We start from the raw sequence: 12178 nt of genomic DNA on the forward strand, positions 1-12178 counted from the left end.
CGGAATTCGCCGCGGCGAATTCCGGTTCGGCGGCGAAAGTCGGTGGTTCGCGGCGACAGCCGCGCTGTACGCTGCCCGGCGTGAACGGTAGGGGGAAGCGGCTACTCGCCGATGTAGCGGAACTCTCGGTGCCCGAGCGGCTGGCGATATTCGCGCGCACGGCACGGGAACTGGCGGGGACGTCCGAGCTGACGGGTCTGCTCGGCGAGCTGACCGCGGAGGGTCGGTACGGGCGGCTCACGGCGCTCGGGATGGCCGCCGTCGCCGGCGACCGGGCCCATCTGCTGGCCCAGCTGGATTCCCCGGATCCCGAGTGCGCCGGGTCGGCGCTGAGCGCGCTGGTCCGGTTGGGCACCGAACCCGACGTCGTGCTGCCGCGGTTGCCACACCTGTCGCAACGGATGCGGCGGCGCCTGTGGCGCGCGCTCGCCCACGGCAGTCGTGAACGTCTCGCCGACGCCGTGCTCCCGGTGGTACGGGCGCGGTTCGGGGACGCCGAAGCGGCCCGGGTGCTGCCGTCCTGCTCGGCCGACGTGGTCGCCGAGGCGCTGCCCGAGCTCGCCTACGCGGTGCCGAGCTGGTCGCGGCTGTGCCGTCGGCACACCGCCCTCGTCTTCGACCGGATCGCCGCGCTCGAACCGGACGCGGGACCGAACGAGTGGCGGCAGTGGTGGGCCCGGCTCACAGCGAATGTCACCGTCGCGGCGCACCACGACCCGGCCCGGTTGCTCGATCTCGCCGAGCGGGCCATCGAACACGTGCCCATCGTCGGACTGCGGCCGGTGGCAGGCGCGTTGGCACGGCATGACGCCGATGCGGTGCGCCGCCTGATCCTGCACCCGAGCGGGCGTGGCCGCGACCTCGCCGGGCCTGCCGCCGTGCGAGCGCTGCGCGGTCTCCCGGACGCCCCGCTGCGCGAACTCTTCGAAGCCTGCCCCGCGGCCGCGCGACCTCGGTTCCTGCGCGCCGTGCCGCCCGCGCGCCGGGCGGCACTCGCCGAGCGGCTGCTGCTCCGGCCCGGGACCGCCCCGGCGGACGTCGACACGGCCGTGCTCGACGCGCTGCCACGGACCGCACGCGCCGCGGTGGCCCGCGAACTCCTCAGCCGCCCCGGCGGCGCCGATGTGCCCGCCGTCGCCGACTCGTTGAGCGCCAGGCTGCCGTGGCCGGAGGCCGAGTCGTCGCTGCGGCACGCGGTGCGGCGGCCCGCCGCGGAGGACCGGGCGCGCGCCTACCCGCTACTGGTGACCGCGGCCGCCGGTGCGCGCGATCCCGCCGTCCTCGGTGCCCTGCTCGCGTCGCTGACCCGCCTCCGGAACGAGCAGGATCCGGTGCGTTCCAGCGCCTTGCGCGCGGTCGCGTCCGTGCCCGCGTCGCTGCTGACCACGGCGCATCTGCCCGCGCTCGAACAGCTGGCCACCGACGCGTTAGAGGCCAGGGACCGCTCGTATCAGACCTCGCGCGCGGTCGAGACGCTGGCGCACATCATGCTGACCAGAGCCGCGCACACCGGCGAGCAGGCCTTCACCGACAGCGCGCTGCGCGTGGTCGGTGGGCTCGCCGAAGCCGGCTGGTACCCGAGCTTCACCGGCATGCACCACAATCTTGCGCGCGGCGCCGAGCGGCGGCTGGTCGCGACCCTGCATCGGAGACTGTCCGACGACGCCGACCGCGACCGGTGGTACCTCACGCTCGCCCTCGCCGCCGGACTGGCCGAACGCGCCTACGGCGTCCCCGAATTGCAGGACCTGCTGCTACGCGCCTGCACCGCCGCCGACGATCGCACGGTGCGGGCGGCGGTCCCGCTCGCGCTGGCCGATCGGGCCACCCGTGACGCGCACCTCGACGACATCCTGCACCGCGACCGCTCCCTCATCACGCTGTCCGAGGTGCAGCACATCGTCGGCCGCCGCCGCACCGACCTGCTGGACACGCTGCTGAACCGGTCGACGCCGGGTCGGTTCCTGCCCGCCCAGACCCGGGTCGTCCCGATGTTCCTCGCCGGCTGTGACCGCTGGTCGCCGCATCAGGTCGAGCACTACGCGCGGCTGCTCGACAGCTACGCCCGGCATGAGAAGGCCTCGATCGCCGAACGCGCGTCCGCCGTCCGCAAGCTGGGCACGCTGCCCGGCAGTTTCGACCGGCTGAGCCGCTATGTCGACGCCACCGACCTCGTCGTCGCCGAGGCCGCGCTCACCGCGCTGGGCGGCAGCGACGAACCGCGACGGGCACTGTCGGTGCTGACGCGGCATGTCGCCGACGACCGCGCCCGCGTGGCCGTCAGCGGCGTCGCGGCGTGCGCACGCGGTGTCCCGTCGGATGAGCTCGGCGCCGCGTTGGCGCCGCTGCTCGCGTCACCGAAGGTCACCGCGGTGAAGGAAGGCGTCCGCCTGCTCGCCACGCTGCCCGCACCGGATGCGACACAGGTGATCGGCACGCTGTGGGACCGGCCCGATGTGCACCGCGATGTCCGGCGGGCCGTCGTCGCGGTTCTGCCGTTGCTGCTCCGGGACCCGGGAATGTGGCGGCTCCTCGACGCGGCCGCGGCCGACCCGGAGGTGGCCGACGCGGTCACCGCCGTCTCGCCGTACGCGCTGCCCGAGCAGTGGCGGCACCGGTTCGCTGCCCTGGTCTGCGATCTCGCCACCCGGGCCGATCACCGGATCGCCGCACCGGCGCTGCAGGCCCTGGTCAGCTGGTACCCCTGGGCGCCGCCGACCATGGCGGACATCCTGGTCGACCGGCTGACCGATCGCACCGAGGTCGGCCTCTGGCCCGCGGCGCTACGGGCGCTGATGAGCGCTGCCACCGGTGCCGCCGACCCGACCGCGGTGCTCGCCGCCGTCGACCGGCTCCGGCGCGACGAGGACACGCTCGTTGGCCGTGACCTCCCCGCCCGTCAGCGGCTCGAGGCGATGGTGCGTTGGCTGATGCTCGCCCTCCGAACCGGCGACACCGCCCGTCCGATCGCGACTCGGGTCGCCGGACGGCTCGTGGCCGACCCGCTGTGGCACGAGCAGGTCATCGCGTTGACCTCGGCCGCGGTGCGCTGGACCGAGCCCGAACGCACGGTCGACGCGATCGAATCGCTGTCGCCGATTGCGGTGGGTGCCCTCCTCACCCGGCCCGCTCACCACCTGACCGAACGCCTCGGCCACGATGCGCACCGGGTCGCGACCGCGCGGCTGGTCCCGACCGCCACCGGCTTGGTGGCCGCATCCGGCCTGAGCACCACGTTGGCCGCGGTCGCGCTGATCGCCGTCGCCGGCGCCCGGTCCGGTTGGGAGGCGCCGTGGCCGGACCTGCTCGCCGGCCTGCGCGCACACCCCGACATCGATGTCCGTCGCGCCGCGCATGCCGTGTTCACCGCGCCCGAATGACCCGGGTTCCGCGTCAGTGGGCCTGGGTGGCGGGTACCCGGACCTTCGGGGTGGCGCTCGCCCGGGTGAGCAGGGCGAAGTACTTGCGCAGCATGAGGGCCGCGGTGGTGGCCAGGCCCGCGGTGAGGCCCCACCACACGCCCGCCGCCTCCAGTCCGAGCGGGAAGGCGAACAGCAGGGCCGCGGGCAGGCCGACACCCCAGTAGCCGACCAGCGACAGCCGGAAGCCCGCCGAGGTCTCCTTGAGTCCGCGCAGCAGGCCGGTGCCGATGTTCTGCGCGGCGTCGAAGAACTGCAGGACGATGCCGATCAGCAGCAGGGTGTGCGCGATGGCGATCGTGTCGGTGTCGCCGGAATCGAGGAACGGCGCGAGCACCAGGTCCGGCGCGGCCACGTAGACCACGCCGGTGACCGCCGCGACGATGCCCGCGTGCCGCAGCGCGACCCAGGCCAGGTTCTTGGCGTGGCTGTACTCGTCGCGCGAGACCGCGTGGCTGACCAGGATCGACGCGCCGTGCGAGATGCCGATCGCCACCTGGAACACGATGTAGATGATCTGGTAGACCACGTTGTGCGCGGCCAGCGCGGCGGGCCCGAAGCTGCCCATCACCAGCGCAAGCACCGAGAACATGCCAGCTTCCGACCCGTAGGTGAGCGCGATCGGGGTGCCGAGGCGCAGCTCCTCGCGCACGACCGACCAGCGCACCGGCCACGGCGTCGATGGCAGCGTGCGCCCGAGCTGCTCGTCGCGGCGGACCATCACCCAGAACACGCCGAAGGTGATGAGGAAGACCAGCGAGGTCGCGATGCCGACACCGGTCAGCCCGCAGGCGGGCAGGCCCGCCCAGCCGTGGATGAAGGTGAGCGCGAGCACCATGTTCAACGCGACCGAGCCCAGGGTGACGAGCAGCAGCGCCTGTGGTCGCTGCATCCCGACGGTGTATTGCCGCAGCACCTGGAACCACAGGCACGGCAGCAGACCGGGCGCGAGCGCGATCATCATCGGCCGCGCCAGCTCGAGTACGGCCACGTCCTGGCCCAGCCAGGCCAGCGCCCAGCCGAGCCCGATCAGCACGGCCCCGCCGAGCAGGCCGGCGATGGTCGCGATGACGAAGGCCGCGCGGACCACGCCGCGCACCTCGTCGTCGGCCGAGTCGCCGCGCTTGCCCGCCGCGCCGAGCGCGCCGGCGATCTGGTTGCCGGTGCCGGTGATCAGCCCGACACACATCGTGCGGATCTGGTTGAACAGCACCAGCGCCAGCCCGCCCGCGGCGACCTCGGCCACGCCGAGGGTGCCCATCAGGGCGAGGTTGGTGGTCGAGACCGCGATCTGCGCCAGCTGGGTCAACGCGATCGGCGTCGCCAGCTTGGCCAGCGCGGCGCTGTCGGCCCTGGTCCCGCTCACTCGCTCGCTCCGCGGCGTCGGCGCGGGCAGCTGTTCGTGTAGCGCGCGTTCGCGCTCACCTGACCTCCATCAGTTCGTCGGTGCGCCGCAGCGGCGAATAGCGGCGCAGCAGCGTGGTGATCTCGCATTCGGCGGCGGGATCGAGCAGGTCGCGCGCGGCCATCCACTCGTCGTCGAACACGGTGTCGAGATACTTCTCGCCACCGTCGCACACGATGGTGACCACGGTCGACCCGGCCGGGAACTCCTCGAGCCGCGTCAAGGCATTGTGCACCGAACCGCCCGCCGAGCCACCGATCAGCAGACCGTGTGTTCTGGCGACGGCGCGCGCGGTGGCGAAGGCGTCGACATCGCTCACCTTCACACCCTCGTCGAGCTGCGAGTAGTCGACGGCGGTGCCGATGGTCGCGCCGGGCGGGGTGCCGGTGCCGGACTGCCAGTACGGGCCGCCCTCGCCGCCGAAAGCGATCGAGCCGACCGGCTCCACGCCGATGACCCGGGCGGGCAGACCGAGTTCGCGCAACCGGGTCGCGGTGCCGAACAGGGAGCCGCCGGTGCCGACCGCCGAGAGCAGGATGTCGACCCGCTCGACGTCGGCGAGCAATTCCTCGGCCACCGCGTAGTAGCCGACGGCGTTGGCGTCGTTGTTGTGCTGCTCGGTGAAGTAGGCGTCGTCGCGGGCGGCCGCCATCGCCTCGGCGAGGTCCTCCCGTGCCGAGGTGGCGAGCTCGTCGTCACCGTCGTCGGCGACGAACACCAGGTCGGTGCCCATGGCCTTCATCGCGCGCAGTTTGTCCTTACAGGCGTGGTTGTCGACCACGGCGGTGAATCGATAGCCACGTTCGGCCGCGACCACCGCCAAGCCGAGCCCGGTGTTCCCGGACGTCGACTCGATGATATGCCCGCCATCGCGCAGCAAACCCCGCCGCTCCGCGTCGAGCACCATCGAGCGGGCCATTCTGATCTTGGCGGCGCCGGTGGGGTTGAACTGTTCGAGCTTGAGTAGCAACCGGGTTCCGGAGTCGGTGACGGCGAGTTCGAACAGCGGGGTGCGGCCGATCAGATCCGTCACGCGCGTGACGAGAGCCATGGGGTGTTCCTCCATCGGGAGTTCGGGGGGATCAGCGGGCGGTGGCGTCGAGGGTCCAGCGCAGCCGGTCGCCGCGCTCGTGGAGCACGACCTTGGGCGGCAGCGGGAGTTCGTGGAACGGTGATTCGTTGGAGTCCATCTGGTACCCGGCGGTGTTCGGGTAGACGAGCAGGTCGCCGACGCGGGCGCGGCGGGGCAGCGGGATCCGCCGCCTGCTCAACAGGTCGGATTCCAGGCAGGTGGTGGCGCCGACACAGGTGGGGGTCTGCTGGCCCGCCCGGTGCGGCCAGAGCACCGGGTCGGGCAGGTATTCGCTGTCGAACCACTGCTCCGACAGGCTCAGGCTGGTGCCGTCGACGGTGAGGATGTCGTACGGTTCGCCGTGCGCGGTCCGGGTTTTCACGCCCTGCACCCGGAACACCGAACTGCCCGCGCGATCGAGGAGCGCGCGACCGGGTTCGACCGCCAGCCGGATCGTGTTGGACCGCAACAGGCCGGCGAGATCGTTGTGCGCCAGGACGGCGGACAGCATGGCGGCGCCGGGTATCGGGAAGTGGTAGGGGTAGTAGCCGTCACCGGGCGCGCTGCCGTGGAACCACTTCTCGCTCAGGCCGTCCCGGAATCGCGACCAGGATTCCGCGTCGAGGTAGTCGACGCCGAATCCGCCGCCGATCGAGATGGTGTCGGCGGGATGCCCGTCGGCCCGCGCCCGCAGGCAGTGCCCCACCAGGGCGGCGGCCTGGTCGGCGCGGGCGACGGCGTCGTAGCCGGACAGATGGAAACTGAAGCCCGACAGCGTGATCGGCGCGCGCACCGCCTGGATGGCCTGCTCCAGTTCCACCGGGTCGAGCCCGAACCGGCTCGCCGAACCGTCCGGCAGCACCCGCAGGACGATGCGGGCTGGCAGGTCGAGGGCGGTGAGCCGGTCGAGTTCGTCGAGCGCGTCGATCGCGATGAGGGCGTCGTGCCGGGCCGCCAACCACAACAGCTCGCCGGACTTGGCGGGCCCGGTCACCATCAGGTCGGTACCGCGTACGCCCTGCGCCAGCGCGGCGATCAGCTCGCCGGTGCTGGCGACATCGACACCGGCCCCGCTCTCCGCGCAGGCCCGCGCCACGCACGCCGCCTTGTTCGCCTTCTTCCCGAAGTACACGAACCCGTCGACCCCGGCCGCGCGGAATGCCGAGTGAAAGGCGTTGACGTTAAACGTGACTCGCTCCGGAAACAGGACATGGAACGGCCCTCCGACGGCGTCGGCGATCTCGTCGAGCACCTGCGGATCGTCGAGCAGGCGCCGCTCGAGCGCGTCGACCTCGGCGCCCATCGGGGGAGCGCAGTGCGCCGGAACGCGCGTCGCCGCGACGCTCAGTCCCATAGCGGCACCTCGACGCCCCGTCCCTCGGCGATGGCCCTGGCCGCCAGCGCGTGCGCGACCGCGATATCGGTGAGCACCAGCCCGCTGTTGTAGACGAAGATCTTCTCGTCGTCGGAGCGGCGGGCTTGGGCGCCACGGGTGAGGATCTGCGGCAGTTCGGCGTCGACCGAGCGCAGGGTGCCGTCCGGCCCGGCCATGTCGGTGCCGGTGAGCGCCATCTGCGCGGCACTCGTCGCGACCACCCGGTCGGCGTCGACCAGGGTCGACGGCGCCAGCCCGTACCCGACGAGCACCGCCACCGAACCCGGTGCGAGATGGCTGGATTCGAGCGCGACCTCCGTGCCGGGCCCCGCGGTGGCCAGCACCACGTCGGCCGTGGCGGCCGCCGCGTACGGATCGTCGACCACCTCCAGCACGGCGTGCGGCACCGCGTCGGCGAGGTGGCTCTGCACCGCGGCGAGCCCCTCGGGGTGCGTGCCGTACACCGCCAGCTTGCGCAGCTGGGGATTCGCCGCGAGCAGATGCGGTAACGCGTTGCGTCCCTGGGTACCGGTGCCGATGAGCAGCGCGCTCTCGGCGCCGGGCCGCGCGGTCTCGCGCACCAGCAGTGCCGACACCGCGGGCGTGCGCAGCGCGCCCACCCTGGCGCAGTCCATCATCGCGATGGGCGCGCCGGTGGTGTCGTCGTAGAGGGTGATGGTGGTGTAATACCGCTTGGTGCTGCGGTCGTGGCCGGGATCGAACTTGTAGGAGGTCTTCATGGCCACCACCCGGCGCCGTCCGTCGCGGCCGAGCATCGCGTAGGACACCGAGGAGCCGCCGGGATCGGCGACGCTCAGCTTGCGCGGGTTGTCGGATTCGCCCGCCGCGAAGGCGAGATAGGCCTGTTCCACCGCCCGCACCACCTCCGCGGGCGTGATCGGCACGTCGGCCAGGTCGCTGCGCGAGAGCACCCGCAGCGGGGTGCTCTTGTCACGGTTGTTCAACGGATCCTCGTTCGTCTGCGCGTTCATCTGTACTGCCCCGCTCTGCTGTCCGATCGGTGCTCGCCCGGAACGGCGCGATCACCCGTTGCCCATACCCATTCTCGGACGATTCCAGCGCGCGCCGGCGACGTTCGGGCAACCGGATGTTCACGCGCTTGAGCCAGCGGTCGGTGCCGTCGTACCTGGCGCGGAACGGGACCCGGCCGTGTACGGCCACGTCGTTGTCCACCAGCAGCAGTTCGCCCGGCGCCAGCGCGGGCGCGTGGCAGACCCGCGCGAATTCGGCGGTGAGGCGGGCATAGGCCGCCCGGAAGGCCGGATCGGCGTCGTCGAGCGGGGTGTAGGCGGGGTCGTAACGCAGTGTGGCGCTGTCGGTGTCGTCGAACCAGATGGTCGGCAGCGCGGGCGCGGGCTGATCGAAACCGGTGCCGTAGGAGACGTCGGGCAGGATCGGCACCGTGGGCACCGTGAGTGCCTTCAGATCCGCTTCCGGCAGCCGCACCTCGCGCACCGAGGACACCGTGGTGGCGACCCGGTCGGGATTGCGCACGCACGCCAGCATCAGCAGATTCGCGCGCGCGGCGTGGAAGGCGTCCTCGGTGTGCGGGGTGAGCAGGGTGGAGCTGCTCGCGCCGGACTGCTCGTCCTCGTGGCCCGCGGCGGGCACGATGTTGTTGATCAGCCTGCCGTTCTGCTGCCCCTGCCAGCCGAAAGGCTCACCCGCGCAGCGGGCGAGCAGCAGCATGGCGATGTCGAGGTCGAGTGAACCGGTGTGCCGGGGATCGGCGGCCTCGGTGGCCGCAGCCTGCCAGTCCCGGGGTGTCGGGCCGAAATCCGCGTCGTCGACGGGCAGCCCGCGGACCACGGTCGCGCCCGCCGGGGTGGCGGGTGGGCGCACGGCGTGGCGTACGGCGACGGGGAGTTCGGTGGCACGCTGTTCGATCTGGGCCAGCAGCGCCGGATCGTGCAGCGTCTCGGTATGTGGTCGGTCACCTAATCGGTGCCGGATGTCGGTGGCGAGCGCGCGGACGGCGACTGCGGCGCCGTGCGGGAGCTCGCGATGTTCGATGTCGTGCAGGTGAATCGTCATACGTTCTGGGAGAACGCTTTTCACCGGCCTTCCCTTCTTCGCATCGGTCGATCGCGGGTGGAGTGGAGACTCGATGCGAAGGTAGTGCCTGCCATGTATTTAGGCAAGACTTACCTAAGGGTTTCGCGCTGGAAATAGCGTATTCGTATAACAGCATGTCTACCCCAGGCCGCTGACCGGGGTGGATCCGGGGTGGGTGAGGAGACTTGCGATTCGATGCCGAGGCGAGGAAAGGTCACCAACGGGGCCAGCGTTTAGGCTAGCCTCGCCTGGTTTGCGGCGCCAGGCAGCGCGGTGCCTCGCGCGGTTCGAGGGAGAAGAGACGATGGCTTTCACACGTAGGCAGCTTCTGCAGTCCGGGCTCGGTGTCACCGCACTCCTGCTGGTGGCCGCGTGCTCACGCGATGAGGACTCGGACGGACCGGCCGAGCGGGGCGGCACCCTGCGGGTCGGCGCACTCGGGACCGCGGCGCGCAGCGAGCGAGATCCGCACGCCAACCTCAGCAACGACAGCGATTTCCTGATCGCCTCGCTCGTCTACGACGCGCTCACCGTCCCCGGCGCCGATCCGACGGTCGCGCCGCGGCTGGCCTCGCGCTGGGAGGCCGACGCCGAGAACAAGCGCTGGACGTTCACGATCGCCGAGGGCGCGAAGTTCCACAACGGCGCGCCGGTCACCGCCGAGGACGTGGTGTGGTCGATGAAGCGGCTGCGGCAGGTCGGCGGCGCGTCGAAGATGCCGGTGGCCGAGAACGACATCGCCGCCGACGGGCCGAACCGGGTCGTGTTCACCGTGCCCGCGCCCAATACCCAACTGCCGCTGCTGCTTCGGCTGATGACGTTCACCGTGCCGCAGGGCACCACCGACTTCACCGCCGCCGTCGGCACCGGGCCGTTCAAGCTCGAGTCCTACCAGGGCGGCAACGCCCGCCTGGTCCGCAACGAGCAGTGGCACGGCACCCCGCCGCTGCTCGACGCGATCGAGGTGACGATGTTCGACAGCACCACCGCGCTGAGCAACGCGGTGCTCGGCGGGCAGATCGACCTCGCGTCCAACGTCGGCGCGATCGCCGGGCGCACGGCGGCGGGCCGCGGCGACTTGCAGGTGGTCCGGCGCGCGAACGACACCATGCTCGGTGTGGCCATGCGCGTCGCCGACGGCCCGTTCGCCGATGTTCGCGTGCGCACCGCGCTGCGGCTTGGCGTCGACCGGAACGCGCTGGTGAACCAGGTGCATTCCGGATTCGGTACCGTCGCGGCCGACGTGCTCGGCACCGCCGACCCGCTCTACGACGCGGCGCGGCGCCGCGACCGCGATGTCGAGCGCGCGAAAACCCTGCTGCGCGAGGCGAATTTCGACACCGGGCGCAGCTACCCGTTCGTCACCAAGGCCGAGGCGCCGGGAGAGGTCGAGTCGGCCAAGGTGATCGCCGCGCAACTGGCCGAGATCGGCGTGAAGCTCGACGTGCAGGTGGTCGAGTCTGCCGCGTTCTACGACCAGACCTGGCTCAACGCGCCGCTGTACACCGTGTCCTGGGGCACCAACGACTCGGTGCTCTTCTACGCCGACAAGCTGCTCACCTCCGGCTCCAACCGCAATGAGACCGCCTTCCGCGACCCGGAATTCGACGCGGCCACCGCCAAGGCGCTGGCGGCCGACGGTGACGAGCACACCAAGGCCGTCGCCGACATCCAGCGCATCGAATTCGACCGCGGCGGCTACCTGGTGTGGGGCATGGCCGACGGCATCGACGTCGCCGCGGCACAGGTGCGGGGGCTGCCGACCCTCGGCGGCTTCGCGCGCGTCCAGCTGGAACGTGCCTGGTTGGCGTGATCGCCGTGAAAGCGTTCGCCCTGCTCGTGCTCCGGCGCGTCGCGCTGCTGCTGGCCCTGCTGGCCATCGTGTTCGTCGCGGTGGACCTGCTGCCGGGCAGCGCGGCCAGCTCGACGCTCGGCCGCGACGCGAACCGGGCCGAGCTCGCCGCCAAGGAACACGAGCTCGGCCTGGATCGGGCGCTGCCGGTGCAGTTCTGGCACTGGCTCTCCGGTGTGCTCACCGGAGATTTCGGGCAGACCTCCCGCGGGAACTCCGTCGGCGCGTTGCTGGCCGACAAGTTCCCGCAGACCCTGCTGCTCGGCGGCATCGCCCTGCTGCTGACCGTGCTGGTCTCGCTGGCGCTGGGCTGCTGGTGGGCGGTGCGGCCCGAGGCCTTCGGCGCGCGGCTGCTGCAACCGGCCAGCACGATCGCCGTCGCGGTGCCCGAATTCGTCTGCGGCACACTGCTGATCCTGGTGTTCTCGCTGGCGACCGGATTGCTGCCCGCCGTCACCATCACCGACCGCTCCGGTTTCCCGGCCAGTCCCGACATGCTGATCCTGCCCGTCCTCGCCCTGGCCATCCCGCAGATCGGCTGGAACGCCAGGGTGGTGCGCTCGGCGCTGCAGGACGTGGCCACCACACCACACGTGGAAAGCGCCGTCCTGGACGGACTTCCGACCCGCACCGTGCTGCTGCGGCACATGCTGCCCTTCGCCGCGCCCACCATCGTCGTCGGCTACGCGACCACCGTCGGCATGATGTTCGGCGGCGCCCTGGTCGTGGAGACGCTGTTCAACTATCCGGGAGTCGGTGCGGTGCTGGCGGGTTCGGTCGCCGACCGCGACACCGCGACGGTCGCCGCCGTCGTGGCGCTGACGGCCATCGTCACGATGGTGCTGCTCGCTGTGGCGGATGTGGTCCGTCGATGGGCTGCGGAGGGCGCGCGATGACGGGCGACCTTTCTTCGCGCACCGAGGACGCGCCTGCCCGTCCTCACCGGCCCGCTCGTGGTGCGCGTCAGCCGGCTGGCGTG

General features: G+C 71.8%; 8 protein-coding genes. 3 read left to right on the forward strand and 5 right to left on the reverse strand.

What is annotated here, in order from left to right; all coding sequences use genetic code 11:
* Window positions 1–80 precede the first annotated feature (80 nt).
* The gene (locus AB0H56_RS03135; RefSeq protein WP_357156481.1) at window positions 81–3380 is read left to right on the forward strand and encodes a hypothetical protein; all 3300 of its coding nucleotides are present in this window, start codon (window positions 81–83) and stop codon (window positions 3378–3380) included.
* Between the two features lie 13 nt (window positions 3381–3393).
* Here the strand turns inward: AB0H56_RS03135 and AB0H56_RS03140 are convergent, their stop codons facing one another.
* From AB0H56_RS03140 to AB0H56_RS03160, 5 genes are read right to left on the reverse strand one after another with little or no spacing between them, the layout of a single operon-like run.
* Entirely contained in the window at window positions 3394–4785 is a 1392-nt protein-coding gene (locus tag AB0H56_RS03140) for an MATE family efflux transporter (RefSeq protein WP_357156483.1), read from the reverse strand.
* Between the two features lie 55 nt (window positions 4786–4840).
* Window positions 4841–5875 (reverse strand): cysteine synthase family protein, encoded by a 1035-nt coding sequence (locus tag AB0H56_RS03145; RefSeq protein WP_357156485.1) that lies wholly within the window; start codon window positions 5873–5875, stop codon window positions 4841–4843.
* A 31-nt stretch (window positions 5876–5906) separates the two neighbouring features.
* Window positions 5907–7250: a Y4yA family PLP-dependent enzyme gene (locus AB0H56_RS03150; RefSeq protein WP_357156487.1), complete on the reverse strand. Its 1344-nt coding sequence runs from the start codon at window positions 7248–7250 to the stop codon at window positions 5907–5909.
* The gene (locus AB0H56_RS03155) at window positions 7241–8263 is read right to left on the reverse strand and encodes an ornithine cyclodeaminase family protein (protein ID WP_357156488.1); all 1023 of its coding nucleotides are present in this window, start codon (window positions 8261–8263) and stop codon (window positions 7241–7243) included. Before AB0H56_RS03155 ends, AB0H56_RS03150 begins: the two co-directional genes overlap by 10 nt.
* The gene (locus AB0H56_RS03160) at window positions 8223–9326 is read right to left on the reverse strand and encodes a TauD/TfdA family dioxygenase (RefSeq protein ID WP_357156490.1); all 1104 of its coding nucleotides are present in this window, start codon (window positions 9324–9326) and stop codon (window positions 8223–8225) included. Before AB0H56_RS03160 ends, AB0H56_RS03155 begins: the two co-directional genes overlap by 41 nt.
* A 325-nt stretch (window positions 9327–9651) precedes the next feature.
* Between AB0H56_RS03160 and AB0H56_RS03165 the strand changes: the two genes are divergently transcribed.
* Both AB0H56_RS03165 and AB0H56_RS03170 read left to right on the forward strand, forming a co-directional pair.
* Window positions 9652–11160, forward strand: a complete 1509-nt coding sequence (locus tag AB0H56_RS03165) for an ABC transporter substrate-binding protein (protein ID WP_357156492.1) — start codon at window positions 9652–9654, stop codon at window positions 11158–11160.
* Complete coding sequence (locus tag AB0H56_RS03170) at window positions 11157–12095, forward strand: ABC transporter permease (RefSeq protein ID WP_357156494.1); 939 nt, start codon at window positions 11157–11159, stop codon at window positions 12093–12095. The genes AB0H56_RS03165 and AB0H56_RS03170 overlap by 4 nt, the downstream gene beginning before the upstream one ends.
* Window positions 12096–12178: the final 83 nt, after the last annotated feature.

Source organism: Nocardia sp. NPDC050717 (genome assembly GCF_040654275.1).
Classification (GTDB): domain Bacteria; phylum Actinomycetota; class Actinomycetes; order Mycobacteriales; family Mycobacteriaceae; genus Nocardia.

Bases quoted from the DNA above. Each gene is read 5' to 3' on its own strand.
- AB0H56_RS03145 (WP_357156485.1), bottom strand. From the start codon at position 5,875: ATGGCTCTCGTCACGCGCGTGACGGATCTGATCGGCCGCACCCCGCTG.
- AB0H56_RS03150 (WP_357156487.1), bottom strand. From the start codon at position 7,250: ATGGGACTGAGCGTCGCGGCGACGCGCGTTCCGGCGCACTGCGCTCCC.
- AB0H56_RS03155 (WP_357156488.1), bottom strand. From the start codon at position 8,263: ATGAACGCGCAGACGAACGAGGATCCGTTGAACAACCGTGACAAGAGC.
- AB0H56_RS03160 (WP_357156490.1), bottom strand. From the start codon at position 9,326: ATGACGATTCACCTGCACGACATCGAACATCGCGAGCTCCCGCACGGC.
- AB0H56_RS03165 (WP_357156492.1), top strand. From the start codon at position 9,652: ATGGCTTTCACACGTAGGCAGCTTCTGCAGTCCGGGCTCGGTGTCACC.